Source organism: Brevundimonas sp. LjRoot202, assembly GCF_964253355.1.
In the GTDB taxonomy this organism is placed as follows: Bacteria; Pseudomonadota; Alphaproteobacteria; order Caulobacterales; family Caulobacteraceae; genus Brevundimonas.
Map to the genome: position 1 here is coordinate 1 of NZ_CAXUQW020000003.1, position 14,006 is coordinate 14,006.

12 protein-coding genes are annotated in these 14,006 nt (G+C 70.9%); 7 read left to right on the forward strand and 5 right to left on the reverse strand.

The window, feature by feature from the left end:
- Positions 1 to 223: 223 nt before the first annotated feature.
- The 4 genes from ACSQ1L_RS07845 to ACSQ1L_RS07860 all read left to right on the forward strand — a co-directional run bounded on the left by ACSQ1L_RS07845 (position 224) and on the right by ACSQ1L_RS07860 (position 2,725).
- Entirely contained in the window at positions 224 to 889 is a 666-nt protein-coding gene (locus tag ACSQ1L_RS07845) for a DUF4893 domain-containing protein (RefSeq protein ID WP_435993679.1), read from the forward strand.
- A gap of 70 nt (positions 890 to 959) precedes the next feature.
- Complete coding sequence (locus tag ACSQ1L_RS07850; protein ID WP_435993681.1) at positions 960 to 1,661, forward strand: DUF4893 domain-containing protein; 702 nt, start codon at positions 960 to 962, stop codon at positions 1,659 to 1,661.
- 81 nt (positions 1,662 to 1,742) lie between these two features.
- Positions 1,743 to 2,147, forward strand: coding sequence for a hypothetical protein (locus tag ACSQ1L_RS07855; RefSeq protein ID WP_435993683.1), 405 nt, complete (start codon positions 1,743 to 1,745; stop codon positions 2,145 to 2,147).
- A gap of 65 nt (positions 2,148 to 2,212) precedes the next feature.
- On the forward strand, positions 2,213 to 2,725 hold the full coding sequence (locus tag ACSQ1L_RS07860; protein ID WP_435993685.1) for a YybH family protein: 513 nt from the start codon (positions 2,213 to 2,215) through the stop codon (positions 2,723 to 2,725).
- Here ACSQ1L_RS07860 and ACSQ1L_RS07865 read toward each other — a convergent pair.
- A complete protein-coding gene (locus ACSQ1L_RS07865; RefSeq protein WP_435993687.1) occupies positions 2,717 to 3,589 on the reverse strand; it encodes a hypothetical protein in 873 nt (290 codons plus the stop codon). The two genes, ACSQ1L_RS07860 and ACSQ1L_RS07865, sit on opposite strands and share 9 nt — an antisense overlap.
- Positions 3,590 to 3,593: 4 nt before the next feature.
- A complete protein-coding gene (locus ACSQ1L_RS07870; RefSeq protein ID WP_435993689.1) occupies positions 3,594 to 5,213 on the reverse strand; it encodes a serine hydrolase in 1,620 nt (539 codons plus the stop codon).
- Positions 5,214 to 5,380: 167 nt separating this feature from the next.
- Between ACSQ1L_RS07870 and clpB the strand changes: the two genes are divergently transcribed.
- Positions 5,381 to 7,969, forward strand: coding sequence for an ATP-dependent chaperone ClpB (clpB, locus tag ACSQ1L_RS07875; protein ID WP_435993691.1), 2,589 nt, complete (start codon positions 5,381 to 5,383; stop codon positions 7,967 to 7,969).
- Between the two features lie 199 nt (positions 7,970 to 8,168).
- Here clpB and ACSQ1L_RS07880 read toward each other — a convergent pair whose 3' ends face one another.
- Complete coding sequence (locus ACSQ1L_RS07880) at positions 8,169 to 9,242, reverse strand: type I restriction endonuclease (protein ID WP_435993693.1); 1,074 nt, start codon at positions 9,240 to 9,242, stop codon at positions 8,169 to 8,171.
- 371 nt (positions 9,243 to 9,613) lie between these two features.
- Between ACSQ1L_RS07880 and ACSQ1L_RS07885 the strand changes: the two genes are divergently transcribed.
- Both ACSQ1L_RS07885 and ACSQ1L_RS07890 read left to right on the forward strand, forming a co-directional pair.
- On the forward strand, positions 9,614 to 9,952 hold the full coding sequence (locus tag ACSQ1L_RS07885; RefSeq protein WP_435993695.1) for a GIY-YIG nuclease family protein: 339 nt from the start codon (positions 9,614 to 9,616) through the stop codon (positions 9,950 to 9,952).
- 177 nt (positions 9,953 to 10,129) lie between these two features.
- A complete protein-coding gene (locus ACSQ1L_RS07890; RefSeq protein ID WP_435993697.1) occupies positions 10,130 to 11,641 on the forward strand; it encodes an MFS transporter in 1,512 nt (503 codons plus the stop codon).
- On the opposite strand, the gene ACSQ1L_RS07895 is transcribed toward ACSQ1L_RS07890, so the two are convergent.
- Positions 11,626 to 12,762 (reverse strand): serine hydrolase domain-containing protein, encoded by a 1,137-nt coding sequence (locus ACSQ1L_RS07895; RefSeq protein ID WP_435993699.1) that lies wholly within the window; start codon positions 12,760 to 12,762, stop codon positions 11,626 to 11,628. The genes ACSQ1L_RS07890 and ACSQ1L_RS07895 overlap by 16 nt on opposite strands.
- Positions 12,759 to 13,988 (reverse strand): NAD(P)/FAD-dependent oxidoreductase, encoded by a 1,230-nt coding sequence (locus ACSQ1L_RS07900; protein WP_435993701.1) that lies wholly within the window; start codon positions 13,986 to 13,988, stop codon positions 12,759 to 12,761. The genes ACSQ1L_RS07895 and ACSQ1L_RS07900 overlap by 4 nt, the downstream gene beginning before the upstream one ends.
- Positions 13,989 to 14,006: the final 18 nt, after the last annotated feature.

A 14,006-nucleotide genomic window follows, 5' to 3' on the forward strand; every position in this document is an offset into this window, starting at 1 on the left:
GCCCGCCGGCGAGGGTCCGCCCGAAGGCGGCGAGGCCGAAGCGCCCGCCCCCCGGCGCCGCGCGCCGCGCCGCAAGGTCGAGGCTCCGGCCGACGAGGGATAGCCGCTTCGGGCGTGAGGGCGCTTGACGTCGCGGGCCCGGACCGGTCCAAGGGCGTCTGTACGTTTACGGACTCCGCCTCGCTGCGGCAGGGCGGCGTCCGCAATCCCACGGGAGCGCCGTATGCTTCGCCTGTTCCGGCCCTCAGTCCTTGGCGCCATCGCCATCGCCGCCGCCGTCGTGTCCGCCTGCGCGACCACGCCTTCCCCGCCTCCGCCCCCGCCGCTCGACGAACCCGGCGCCGGTCCGGTGCTGCGCGACTGGCGCACCATCATCACCTCCGGCGACCGTGACCGCTACGACCGGCTCGACGCCGCCTGGTCGCTGGCGCTGCAGCAGGCCCGCCGCCAGCGCGGGTCCGGCGACCTCGCCTCGACCGGCGAGCTGATCGACCCCGACGCCGCACGGCCGTCGGTGATCCCGCCGGCCGGCGACTACCGCTGCCGCACCGTCAAGCTGGGCTCCCAGGGGGGCGAGGACGGCCTCGGCTATGTCGTCTACAGCTGGTTCGCCTGCCGCATCGAACAGACGCCGAACGGGCTCAAATTCAGCAAGCTGACCGGCAGCCAGCGCCCCTCCGGCCTGCTCTTCCCGGAGAACGACCGGAGCATGATCCTGCTCGGTTCGATGGCCCTGGCCGACGAGCCGCCGGCCAATTCATACGGCCAGCGTCCCGACCGCGACCTGGTCGCCGTGCTGGAGCGGATCGGCGAGCGCCGCTGGCGGCTGGTGCTGCCGTGGCCCCTGAACGAATCCAATCTCGACCTGATCGAGCTGGTCCCCGCCTGATCCCTGATCGACGCTGAACCGCCACGCGCCTGAGCCGTTGGGAGGGCTCAGCCGAACGGAGTCTCCCCGGATGCGAACCCCCGCCGCCGTCGCCGCGCTCGCCATCCTGCTGGCCGCTTGCGGCGACCGGCCCGCTGATCGGGACGCCGCGCCGGCCGCGCCGGCCGCGTCGGCCCCCGCCGATCCGCCGGCCTCCACGCCCGCCCCGCCCGCTCGCGGCGAACAGGACGCGACCGCCGACTGGCGCGAGGTGGTTTCGGTCGAGGACGCCGCCGCCCTGGGCCGTCTCGACCAGGCCTGGCGCCTCGCCCGCGCCGAGGCCGAGGACAAGGGATTCGCCGACGAGGTCGAGGCCCTCGGCCCGTTGGTCGACCCGAACGCGGGCCAGGCCGACCGCCTCCAGCCGCCGCCCGGCGCCTACCGTTGCCGCGCCATCAAGCTGGGGTCCAACGGGCCCGGCGGACTCGGCTATCTCGAATACCCCTTCTTCCGCTGCACCATCGAACTGACCCCCGGCGGCGATCTGATCCTGACCAAGACCACCGGGTCGCAGCGCACGCGCGGCCTGCTCTATCCCGACACCGATCGCCGCCTCGTCTTCATCGGCGCCCAGGCCTGGGGCATGGATGAGACGACCTTCCCCCGCTACGGCGAACAGCGCGTCCGCGACCAGGTCGGCGTCTTCGAGCGCATCGGCTCCAACCGCTGGCGGCTGGTGATTCCGTGGCCCCGGGTCGATTCCAAGCTGGAGATCCTCGAACTGGTTCGCTGACGTCGCCTTGACCCCGCTCGCCCGGGCGGCGAGTCTGCCCCAAAGCGGAGCCGTTCCGCGTCCAGATGTCAGGGGGCTTTCATGCGCGGATTCAGCGTCACCATCGGTTCGGTCATCGCCATCGTCGTCATCGGCGTTCTCGTGCTGATCGGCCTGCCGACCTACAACGTCTATTCCAAACAGATGCAGGGCAAGGCCGCCTACGAGCAGGCGGTTCAGGACCGCCGCATCCGGGTGCTCGAGGCCCAGGCCGCCCTCGACTCCGCCCAGCTGACCGCCCAGGCCGAGGTCGCCCGCGCCCGCGGCACAAACGAGGCCAACCGCATCATGGCCGAGAGCCTCGGCGGCCCCGACAACTACCTGCGCTGGTCCTACATCCACATGCTGGAGGAGACCGCCGGCAAGCCGGGCCGCGAGGTCATCTACATCCCGACGGAAGCCTCCATGCCGATCCTCGAGGCCAGCCGCTCGCGCCCGGCGCAGTAGGGCCGGCGGCTGGACTCTTCCCGGCGTTCGGCCCAGCATTCCCGCCCAAACCTTGGGAGGGGGACATGCGGGCAAGGCGTATCGTTCGGGTCGAGGGAGCGCTCCGGGCGATCCCGGCCCTGCTGTTGATCGCCGCCCTGTCGGCCTGCGGCGCCCAACGCGTGGATTCCGCCGCCGAGGAACGCAGCCTGATGCAGACCAGTCGCGAATGGTCGCAGGCGGCGTCGACCGGCGACGTGGACGCCATCGTCAACTACTGGGCGGACGACGCGGTGGTGATGATGCCGGGCCTGCCGACCTTCACCGGAAAGCCCGCGATCCGGAGCTATGTCGAGGAGAGCCTGAAGGTCCCCGGCTTCCGGATAAGCTGGGAGCCGCTGGAGGCCCATGTCTCCTCATCCGGCGACATGGCCTACCTGCTGGAACGCTCCGAGGTCACGATGCCGGGCCCCTCCGGTCAACTGGTGACGCAGCAGTTCAGGGGCGTCACGATCTGGAAAAAGGACGCCGGCGGCGACTGGAAGAACGTCGTCGACCTCTCCAACGCCGTAGCGCCCGAGCAGCCGCCTTCACACTGACGGAGCGGGTGCCGGATCGCCGCCCTGCCCCGCCACGCAGGCGATCGCCTGCTGGTAAAGCGCCGTCGCCGGCTCCAGCCGGCGGGCTTCGGCCAGCGCCGCATCGGCCTCATCGCAGCGGCCGGCCCCGGCCAGGGCGGCGGCGAGGCTGTGGCGAACCGCGCCGATCTCCGGCGCCGCCTGCACCGCCTTCTCGCAGAAGGGCAGGCCCTCGGCCGGGCGGCCGGCGCGAACCAGGATGTAGCAGTGATTGTTCAGGTAGCCGGCGTTCGTCGGCGCCGCCTTCACCGCCACGAGGCTGGCCTCCAGCGCGCCGTCGAAATCGCCGAGCTGCTCCAGCACCAGCGCCAGGCTGCCGTAACCGTCCGCATCCTTGACCGGCAGGGCGCGGAAGTCGGCGAAGGCCTCCTCGAAGGCCGGATCGCGGCCCGTCTTGAGGATCGGCAGCACCAGGCTGAGCAGGAACCGCCGCCCCTCCTCGTCCACCGGCGCCAGCTGGCGCTGCGCCTCGTGGGCCGGGTCGCCGGACAGGATCAGCCAGGCCATGCGAGCGTCGGCCGTGGCCTCCTTGTCGCGTCCGACGTGCCGGAAGGTGTCGGCCCGGAAGGCGTGCAGGAGGACATCGGAATAGACCTCGTCGCCGCCGGCGGCCAGGTCGTACAGCCGCTCGGCCGCGCCATAGTCGCGGTTCAGATAGGCTTGTGTGGCTTGGTTCTGTCGCGCCAGCCGCTGCTCCGGAGAGCCCTCCGGCAGCGCCGCGGCGCAGGCGGCCCAGTCGGGCGCCACCCCCGGCGCCGGATCGCAGACGGCGGGGATTTCCTGGGGCGCGACGGTCAGGGCCAGGGCGAAGGCGAGCGCGATCATCGGGTCAAGCCTTCGTCAGGCGCAGATCGTGGAAATCGTAGCTGAAGTCCGCGTCGGGCGAGACCGCCTTCATCGTCGCCGTCACGGGCGCGCCGTTCTCAAGCTTGAAGACGACGAAGGCATCCTCCTCGCGCTTGTCGGGGAAGCGGGTCCGCATCGTCTCGCCGTCATAGGGCTCCAGCGGCCCCTTCAGCGCCGGCGTATGGGTGAAGTCCAGCCACAGGCCGCCGTCGCGTTGCGAGACCACGATGTCGCCATACCACGGGTCCCGCCACGTCCCGGCGTAGGCCTCGAGCGGCAGCGACGGGGCCGCCCCGGCCGCCTGTTTCGCATCGATCTCGGCCGCGGCCGCGATCGATTTGGCGTCGCTCTGGTCGCGCAGCCGGACGCTGTCGGCGATCCAGTCGAACCCGGCCTTGCCCATGACGATGTCGGCGATGCCCGAGCGCAGGGCGCGCAGCAGATAGCTCTCCTCGGCGTTGGAGAAGATCGAGAAGCCGGCGTCCCGACCGGGGATCAGCACGGTCGCGGAAATCCCGCCCGGCGAGCCCCCGCCATGGGTGACCATCCGCTCGCCGCGATAGTCCTGGACCTGGAAGCCCATGGCGTAGGTCGAGGCGATGGCCCGCCCCGGCAGCTCCGCCGTCGGCCCCTCGGACGAACCGATGATGATGTTCGGCCGCCACATCTCCTTCGCGGCGTCCTCCGAGAACAGCCGCGTCCCGTCCGGCAGCTCGCCCATGGCCAGCCGCAGGCCGATCCATTTGGCCCAGTCGGTCGCCGTCGTGCACAGCCCGCCCGCCGCCGCCGCCGAATCCCAGTTCCACACCCCGGCGATGGAGTCGGCGATCTGCACCATCTCGCCCTGGTAGCGCAGCGGCGGGCCGATCCGGGCGTGGGGCAGGGCCGACTTCGCCGGGTCGGCGAGGGTCGCCATCGGCACGGTCTCGCTCATGCCGAGACGGTCGAGGATGCGGCTCTGGACGAAGTCCTCCCAGCGCATCCCCGAGACCGCCGCCAGCACCTCGCCGGCGACCACGAACATAAGGTTGCAATAGTGGTAGCGGGCGCGGAGCCCGTCCTCGATCGGCACGAACGGAACGGCCGCCATCACCTCTTCGCGGCTGCGGTCGCTGTTGGGCCAGAACAGCAGGTCGCCGGCCCCCAGTCCGAACCCGGCCCGGTGGCTGAGGGTGTCGCGCACCGTGATCCGCTCGCCGATCACCGGGTCGGACAGGGTGAAGCCGGGCAGGTAGGTCCTGACCGGCTCGTCCCACTTCACCTTCCCCTCGTCGACCATCATGGCCAGGGCGGCGGCGGTGACGTTCTTGGTGTTGGAGGCGATGGCGAACAGGGTGTGCTCGTCGGCCCGCGCCGCCTCGCCCTGCACCCGCACGCCATAGCCGCGGGTCAGCACCGGCGCGCCGTCCTTGACCACGGCGATCGACACCGCCGGCTGATCCGGGAACGCCGCCAGCGCCTGTTTCACATAGGCGTCCACCGCCTCGGCCAGCGCCTCGCCGGCCGGCGAGGGGCCGGTCTGGGCGTGCGACAGCGAGGGCAGGGCGGCGCCTGCCGCGACAGACGAAACCAGCGCCGCGCGGCGCGTGAGGCGGATGGACATGAGGACGCTCCCGACAGACTTCGCCGGAACGCTAGCGAAGGTCCGCCGCCGCCGCCACCCGCCTCTTGTGTGACCCCATCGCCACACCCACCTCAGCCGCAACCGGACGGCCCGTTGCTTGCTTCTCAAGGACGCGCCTTCCGCATTCCGCCTCATCAGGGGAAAGCATGAATCTCGACCTCTATTCCGACCGCGCCAAACAGGCCGTCCAGTCGGCCCAGTCTCTGGCCCTCGCCCGCCGGCACCAGCAGTTCGCCCCCGAACACCTGCTCAAGGTGCTGCTCGAGGAGCGCGACGGCCTGGCCCGCACCCTGATCACCGCCGCCGGCGGCGATCCCGCGAAAGCCGAGTCCGCTGTCGAAACCGCCCTCAGCAAGCGGGCCCAGGTCTCCGGCGGCTCGGGCCAGCTCTATCTCGACGGCGACACCGCCCGCGTCTTCGCGACCGCCGAGGCTGCTTCGAAGAAGGCCGGCGACGCCTTCGTCACCACCGAACGCCTGCTCTCGGCCATCGCCCGCGAGGGCGGGGTCGCCGCCACCGTGCTGGCCTCGGTCGGCGCCACCCCCGACGCGCTCGACGCCGCCATCAACGAAATCCGCAAGGGCAAGACCGCCGACAGCGCCGGGGCGGAAGACGCCTACGACGCCCTCAAACGCTACGCCCGCGACCTGACCCTGGCCGCCCGCGACGGCAAGATCGACCCGGTCATCGGCCGCGACGAGGAGATCCGCCGCACCATCCAGGTCCTCGCCCGCCGCACCAAGAACAACCCCGTCCTGATCGGCGAGCCCGGCGTCGGCAAGACCGCCATCGTCGAGGGCCTGGCCCTGCGTATCGTCAACGGCGACGTGCCCGAGAGCCTGCGCGACAAGAAGGTCATGGCCCTCGATCTCGGCGCCCTGATCGCCGGCGCCAAATACCGCGGCGAGTTCGAGGAGCGGCTCAAGGCCGTGCTGGCCGAGGTCACCGCCGCCGAGGGCGGCATCATCCTGTTCATCGACGAGATGCACACCCTCGTCGGCGCCGGCAAGGGCGACGGCGCCATGGACGCCTCCAACCTGCTCAAGCCCGCTCTCGCCCGCGGCGAGCTGCACTGCGTCGGCGCCACCACCCTCGACGAATACCGCAAGCACGTCGAAAAGGACGCTGCCCTCGCCCGCCGCTTCCAGCCGGTCTTCGTCGAGGAGCCGTCGGTTGAGGACACCGTTTCGATCCTCCGTGGACTGAAGGAGAAGTACGAGGTCCACCACGGCGTGCGCATCGCCGACGGCGCCATCGTCGCCGCCGCGACCCTGTCGAACCGCTACATCACCGACCGCTTCCTGCCCGACAAGGCCATCGACCTGATCGACGAGGCCGCCAGCCGGGTGCGCATGGCCGTCGACTCCAAGCCCGAGGCACTGGACGAGATCGACCGCCGCGCCGTCCAGCTCAAGATCGAGCGCGAGGCCCTGAAGAAGGAGACCGACAAGGCCTCGGTCGCCCGCCTCGAAAAGCTCGAGGACGAGATCGCCGACCTCGACGCCCAGTCCGACGACCTCACCGCCCGCTGGAAGGCCGAGAAGGAGAAGGTCGGCGCCGGCGCCCAGCTGCGCGAAACCCTCGACCGCCTGCGCGCCGAACTGGCCGCCGCCCAGCGCGCCGGCGACCTCGGCCGCGCCTCCGAGATCGCCTACGGCCAGATCCCCGGCATCGAGAAACAGCTCGCCGAGGCCGAGGCCAATGAGGCCGACAAGTCCGGCCCCCTGACCCCCGAGGTCGTCGACGCCGAACAGATCGCCCAGGTCGTCAGCCGCTGGACCGGCGTCCCGGTCGACAAGATGCTGGAGGGCGAGCGCGAGAAGCTGCTCCAGATGGAGGCCGCCCTGTCCCGCCGCGTGGTCGGCCAGGACGCGGCGCTCGAGGCCGTCTCCGACGCCGTGCGCCGCGCCCGCGCCGGCCTCAACGACCCCAACCGCCCGCTCGGCTCCTTCCTGTTCCTCGGCCCCACCGGCGTCGGCAAGACCGAGCTGACCAAGGCCCTGGCCGAGTTCCTGTTCGACGACGAGGCCGCCATCACCCGCATGGACATGTCGGAATACATGGAGAAGCACAGCGTCTCCCGCCTGATCGGCGCCCCGCCCGGCTACGTCGGCTATGACGAGGGCGGCGCCCTGACCGAGGCCGTCCGCCGCCGCCCCTATCAGGTCGTGCTGTTCGACGAGGTCGAAAAGGCCCACCCCGACGTCTTCAACGTCCTGCTCCAGGTCCTCGACGACGGCCGCCTCACCGACGGCCAAGGCCGCGTCGTCGACTTCAGGAACACCCTGATCATCATGACCAGCAACCTCGGCTCCGAGGCCCTCGCCGGCCAGGGCGAAGGCGACGACGTCGAGACCGTCCGCCCCTACGTCATGGAGCAGGTCCGCGCCCACTTCCGCCCGGAGTTCCTCAACCGCATCGACGAGATCATCCTGTTCCGCCGGTTGGGGAGGGACCAGATGGCGGGGATCGTCCGTATACAGCTGGGGCGGTTCGAAAAGCTTCTGGCCGACCGGAGACTGACGCTGGCGCTGGACGGCAGCGCCGCCGCCTGGCTCGCCGACAAGGGCTACGACCCGGTCTACGGCGCCCGGCCTTTGAAACGCGTCATCCAGAAGGAACTGGTCGACCCGATCGCGCGCAAGCTGCTGGCGGGGGAGATAGAGGACGGGAGCGTGATCGCGGTGTCAGCGGGGGAAGGCGGACTGGAGATCGGGAAGGCGCGGGTGCATTAGGGCGCGACCTCCCCCCTTTCGTCATCCTCCGGCAAGCCGCGCCTCTGCGGCGCAGACCAGGGGACCCAGCGGCGCGCGCGAGCGCGACCCTGTCGGGAGCGCCGCTGTTGAACCAGCCTGCGAGAACAGGTCGCCTCCGGCGCCGCTGGGTCCCCCGGTCTCGGCTTCGCCTCGCCGGAGGATGACGAAAGGAAGGGCGCTAAACTTCGGCCTTCCCGCTCTCCAACTCCGCGATCCGCGCGCTGATCTGCTTCTCGAACTTGTAGATGTCCGTCAGGTCGCCGAGCAGATGCCGTTCCTCGTCCTTGGCCTTGAAGGTGCCGAGATATTTGGTCGTGATGCCGTTGAAGTGCAGCCGCGCCAGCGTCCGCCGGTTGTTGTCGTCCAGCAGGATGGCGCAATAGGATTTGGCGTCCCGCATGATGATCCGCTTCGGATCGACATGGCGTGAGGCGATGGCCTGCACGATGTGGAAGCCGGAAATCTCCTCGGCGGTCGTGAAGACGCCGATGTCATCCACCTCGGCGCCGCCCTCCGCTTGGCCGTCCTCCTTGGGTGATGAAGCGTTCAGCGCCGACGACAGGCGGTCGTTGACCAGATCGCGGATCAGCGCCGCGATCGATCCGACCACCAGCTTGCCGAAATTGTCCTTCACGGCCGAGGTCACCCGGCCATCGTGGACCCGCTTGGCCAGCATCCCCACGAACTCGGGCGAGGGCTCCGCGAACTCATGCTCCAGCTCCTTCCGGATGAGCGACTGGAGCTTCAGATTGCCGGCCTCCTTGACGATCCGGTCGATGTCGAACGTGCCCTTGGAGAAAGCTTCTATCGTCTTGACGTCGCCCCCCTTGAGCGCCGCCATCGAGAAGGTGAAGAATGGCTTGTCGTCCATCCTGTTCGGTCGTTCGACGTCCGAATAGAATTGGTAGATCACGCCATTGGTCAGGATCGCCAGCCGCGCCTCCGTCACGCTGAAGTAGCGGAACAACTGCCCGGCGTGATTGATGCCGAGCTCCACGGAAGCCGGTTTGCACTCAACCAGAATGGTGACCTTGCCGTCCTTACAGATGGCGTAGTCGACCTTCTCGCCCTTCTTGGTGCCGACGTCGGCGCAGAACTCGGGGATGACTTCTCCCGGATTGAACACGTCGTATCCGAGCGTCTGAATGAAGGGCATGACGAGAGCGGTTTTCGCCGCCTCCTCGGTCAGAAGCACTTCCCGGTGTTCAAGAGCTTTCTGCTGAAGTTCCTTCAGCCGCGCCGCCAGTTCCATACGTCCCCTCCCCAGGTTCGCGTAAGACGCGCATCCTTGACCCGAAGAGCGAGGTTCGTCCACCCGCGATTGACCTCCGTCGTTCCCGCCCCCTTTCGTCATCCTCCGGCAAGCCGCGCCTTCGCGGCGCAGACCGGGGGACCCAGCGGCGCGCGGGAGCGCGAAGCTGTCGGGAGCGCCGCTGGGTTACGACAGCCTGCGTGAACAAGTCGCCTCCGGCGCCGCTGGGTCCCCCGGTTCCGCGCTTCGCGCGGCCCGGAGGATGACGAAAGGAAGGGGGAACTGCTCACCACAGCGCGAACCCGCCACCTGAACCCCCGCACCGGATGCAGATCGTCGACGCCCGCCCTCGCCGGGCATAGCTTCCCCGCATGGGGACGCACCGGACGTTCATCGCCACCTACATCATGGGCAGCGGGCGGAACGGAACGCTCTACACCGGCATGACCTCGAACCTCGTTGCCCGCGTGTGGCGGCACGAGACCCACGTCTTCCCCGGCTTCACCGACCATCACACCTGCACGCGCCTCCTGTGGTTCGAGCGCCACGCCTGGGTGACCGCAGCGATCCGGCGCGAGAAGCGGATCAAGAAATGGCTGCGCGACTGGAAGCTCAAGCTGATCGAGGACGCCAACCCCGAATGGCTCGACCTGGCCGCCGACTGGTTTCCGGAGAACGACCCGAACTGGGCTCCGCCCGCCGAGGACTGATCCCCTCTTTCGTCATCCCGGGCAAGCGGCGGAGCCGCGCAGACCCCGGGACAGGGCGGCGCGCGGGAGCGCGAAACCGTCGGCCGCATCGCCGACCGGAGTGAACGCTGTGAACGGTGTTTTCCATCCACCCGCTCCATCTCGCCTCCGTCGCGAAATCCGGTCTATCCTCCCCCCATGTCCGACTCCCGCCACGGCCCGTGCGACGCCGGTCAGGTCCAGGCCGCCGCGGCCCCGGCGCAGCCCCTGTCGACCGCCCGCAAGCGCTGGATTCTCGCCGCCACCGTGCTCGGCTCCAGCCTGACCTTCATCGACAGCTCGGCCCTCGGCGTGGCCCTGCCGGCCATCCAGAACGACCTTGGGGCCGGCCCGGCCGCGACCCAGTGGGTCTCCAACGCCTATCTGCTGACCCTCGGGGCGCTGGTGCTGATCGGTGGCGCGGCCGGCGACCGCTTCGGGCGGCGCAAGGTGTTCCTGATCGGCGTCGCCGTCTTCGCCCTCGCCTCGATCGCCTGCGGCCTCGCCCCCACGGTCGAGCTGCTGATCGCCGGACGCGCCGTACAGGGGATCGGCGCGGCCCTGCTGACCCCCGGCGCCCTCGCCGTGATCGGCTCGGCCTTTCCGCCCGACGAGCGCGGCAAGGCCTTCGGGACCTGGGCCGGGGCCGGGGCCATCTTCGGCATGGTCGGGCCGCTGGTCGGCGGCTGGCTGGCCGACGCCGCCGACTGGCGCTTCATCTTCTGGATCAATCCGCCGCTGGCCCTGCTCACCGTCCTGATCACCCTCAAGGCCGTGCCCGAGAGCCGCGATGAAAAGGCCCGCGGCCTCGACGGCCTCGGCGCGCTTCTCGCCATCGGCGGCCTCGGCGGCCTGACCTGGGCCCTGACCGCCGCCCCCGACCTCGGCTGGACCGACCCGCTGATCCTCGCCGGCCTGATCGGCGGCGCCCTCCTGCTGGCCGGCTTCCTCTGGGCCGAGGCGCGCCAGCGCCACCCGATGATGCCGCTCGGCCTGTTCAAATCGTCCGTGTTCAGCGGAATCAACCTTCTGACATTACTCCTTTATTTCGCCCTCGGCGGGGCGATGTTCTTCCTGCCCTTCGACCTGATCCGGGTGCACGGCTGGAGCGCCACCATGGCCGGCGCCGCCCTGCTGCCCTTCGCCGTCATCATGGGCCTGTTCTCGGGATACGCCGGCAAGCTGGCCGACCGCTTCGGGGCGAAGCTGTCGCTCAGCCTCGGCCCGGTCCTCGCCGGCGTCGGCCTCGCCCTGCTGGCCATCCCCGCGCCGGGGGCCGGCTACGTCGACGGGCCGCTGGCCGGGATGACGGTGACGGCCGTCGGCATGACCCTCGCCGTCGGCCCCCTGACCGCCGCCGTCATGGGCGCCGTCCCGCCCGGCCGCACCGGTGTCGCCTCGGGGGTCAACAACGCCGTCGCCCGCGTCGCCGGCCTGCTCGCCATCGCCCTGCTCGGCGTGATCCTGTCGGCGGTGTTCACGGCCCGGGCCGACAGCCCCGACGCCCGCGCCCTGCTCGGCCAGGTCATGGCCGGCGCCGATCTGGAGGCCGCCGCCCGCGACGCCTTCCACGCCGCCTTCCGGGCCGTGATCCTGACCTGTGCGGGCTTAGCCGTTGTGGGCGGGATCATCGGCGGCCTGACCGCCCCCGGCCGTCAGAAGGCCGAGTAGAGGGCGTCCAGCAGCCGCACCGCCCGCGGATCGCCGATCAGATGCGGCGACTGCCGGGTCATCACATAGGCGCCGGAAACCTTCGCCGCCGGATCCGCGAAGGCGCACGAGCCGCCCCAACCGTAGTGGCCGACCGTCCCGGCGTTCGGCCCGAACATCCCCAGCCCCTCGTTGCGCATCAGCCCCGCCGCCCAGCTGATCCGGAACGGCACGACCTTGTCCAGGCCCCGCACCCTTTCCCGCGTCGCCGCCGCCAGGGTCTCCGCCGACAGCACCGTCCGCCCCTCCAGCTCGCCCCCGGCCGCGAACACCCCCATGATCCGCGCCAGGTCCCGCGCCGTGCCGTGCAGATTGGCCGAGGGCAGCTCCATGGTCCGCCATTCCGCCGAGCCGCGGCCGGCGGGAGCCGAGCCCGTGTCGAGGAAAGCGGCGCGCTTGATGGCGTCGATGACGCCCAGGTCCGGGGCCGCCGTCGGCTTCTTCATCTGCGCCACCCGGGCGTGCTCGGCCTCGGGCAGACCAATCCACAGATCCAGTCCGGGGAAGTCCTCCCGCAGCGCCGTCCCCATGCTGCGCCCGTCGACCAGCCGGAACAGCTCGCCCGCGAGCAGGCCGATGGTGATCGGGTGATAGCCCGACCCCGTCCCCGGCGGCCACATCGGGGCCTGGGCGCACAGCCGCGCCAGCGCCGCCTCGCGGTCGAACCAAATGCTCGGCTCGACGGGTTCCGAGAAGCCCGGCAGGCCGGCCTGATGGCTCATCAGTTCGCCGACCGTGATGCGGTCCTTGCCGGCCTGCCCGAAGTCCGGCCAGTAGCTGGCGACCGGTCGCTCATAGTCCAGCCGGCCACGCTCGACGCAACCGGCGATCAGCAGGGCCATCACCGCCTTGCCGGTCGAGAACACTGGCGTCAGCGTGGTCTCGCCATAGGGCACGGTCTTCGCCGCATCGGCCCAGCCGGCCCACAGGTCGATCGCCGGCTCGCCGTCGATGCAGACGCTGAACCGCGCCGCCCGCTCGTTCAGCCCTTCCGGGGCGTCGGTGAAATTGGCGGCGAAGGCGTCCTTCACAGCGGAGAAGCGCGGCGGACAGACGCCCTGGATGTCGGGGAGATCGCTCATGACGTCGTCGTAGCGCGCTGCGCCAGCCAGTCCAGCACTCCCTCCGCCGCGACCACGCCCGAGGCCATCGAGGCCTGAAGCAGATAGCCGCCCGTCGGCGCCTCCCAGTCCAGCATCTCGCCGGCCACGAACACCCCCGGCAGGGCCTTCAGCATCAGCCGGTCGTCCACTGCGTCGAGCCGCACGCCCCCGGCGGAGGAGATGGCCCGCGCCAGCCCCTGCACCCCGGTCAGGGTCAGCCGCACCGCCTTGATCCGCCGCGCCAGCTTGTCCGCTCCCTCGGGCAGAGCCCCCGGAATCTCGCGCAGCAGGCCGACGCCGACCGGCGACAGCCCCGCCGCCTTCCTCAGCCAGTTCGACACGCTGTCCTTGCCGCGCGACTTCGTCAGCCGCCCGGCCAAGGCCTCGATCGACAGGTCGGGCCGCAGGTCGACCGTCAGGGTCGCCGACCCCTCCCGCTCGATCGCCTCCCGCAGCGCCGCGGACAGGGCGTAAACCGCCCCGCCCTCCAGCCCGTAGGCTGTCACCATCGCCTCGCCGCGCACCGTCGTGTCGCCGAACGTCAGCGCCACCGGCTTCAACGGCTGCCCCGCGAACCGCTCCGCGAAGACCGTCGACCACGCTACGTCGAAGCCGACGTTCGACGGCCGGAAGGGTTCGACGGCCACGCCCTCCGCCTCCAGCCATGCGCGCCAGCCGCCGTCCGAGCCCAGCCGCGGCCAGCTCGCCCCGCCGAGCGCCAGCACCACCGCGTCGGGCCGCTCGACCCGCTCGCCGTCGGGCGTCCCGAACACCCAGCCGCCGTCACGGCGTCCGGTCCAGCGCGACCGTGTCCGCACCTCGACGCCCAGCGCCGCCAGCCGCCCCAGCCACGCCCGCAGCAGCGGCGAGGCCTTCATCGCCCGCGGGAACACCCGCCCCGACGAGCCGGTGAACACCGGCTGCCCCAACCCCTCGGCCCAGCCGATCAGGTGCGTCGGCGAGAACCGCTCCAGCCACCCCGCCACCATGCCGGCCGCCGCGCCGTAGCGGCCGGTGAAGGCCTCCAGCGGCTCCGAATGGGTCAGGTTCAGCCCGCCCCGCCCCGCCATCAGGAATTTGCGCGCCGCCGACGGCATCGCCTCGTGCACGACGACGGCCGCGCCCGCCTGCGCCAGCCGCTCGGCGGCCATCAGCCCGGCCGGCCCGGCCCCGATCACATGCACAATCTTGTCTGGAGAACTCATCCGCCCTTCCTAGACCGG

Coding starts and splice junctions, on each gene's coding strand:
- ACSQ1L_RS07845 (WP_435993679.1), top strand. CDS start 224: ATGCTTCGCCTGTTCCGGCCCTCAGTCCTTGGCGCCATCGCCATCGCC.
- ACSQ1L_RS07870 (WP_435993689.1), bottom strand. CDS start 5,213: ATGTCCATCCGCCTCACGCGCCGCGCGGCGCTGGTTTCGTCTGTCGCG.
- ACSQ1L_RS07880 (WP_435993693.1), bottom strand. CDS start 9,242: ATGGAACTGGCGGCGCGGCTGAAGGAACTTCAGCAGAAAGCTCTTGAA.
- ACSQ1L_RS07885 (WP_435993695.1), top strand. CDS start 9,614: ATGGGGACGCACCGGACGTTCATCGCCACCTACATCATGGGCAGCGGG.
- ACSQ1L_RS07895 (WP_435993699.1), bottom strand. CDS start 12,762: ATGAGCGATCTCCCCGACATCCAGGGCGTCTGTCCGCCGCGCTTCTCC.
- ACSQ1L_RS07900 (WP_435993701.1), bottom strand. CDS start 13,988: ATGAGTTCTCCAGACAAGATTGTGCATGTGATCGGGGCCGGGCCGGCC.
- ACSQ1L_RS07850 (WP_435993681.1), top strand. CDS start 960: ATGCGAACCCCCGCCGCCGTCGCCGCGCTCGCCATCCTGCTGGCCGCT.
- ACSQ1L_RS07860 (WP_435993685.1), top strand. CDS start 2,213: ATGCGGGCAAGGCGTATCGTTCGGGTCGAGGGAGCGCTCCGGGCGATC.
- clpB (WP_435993691.1), top strand. CDS start 5,381: ATGAATCTCGACCTCTATTCCGACCGCGCCAAACAGGCCGTCCAGTCG.
- ACSQ1L_RS07865 (WP_435993687.1), bottom strand. CDS start 3,589: ATGATCGCGCTCGCCTTCGCCCTGGCCCTGACCGTCGCGCCCCAGGAA.
- ACSQ1L_RS07890 (WP_435993697.1), top strand. CDS start 10,130: ATGTCCGACTCCCGCCACGGCCCGTGCGACGCCGGTCAGGTCCAGGCC.
- ACSQ1L_RS07855 (WP_435993683.1), top strand. CDS start 1,743: ATGCGCGGATTCAGCGTCACCATCGGTTCGGTCATCGCCATCGTCGTC.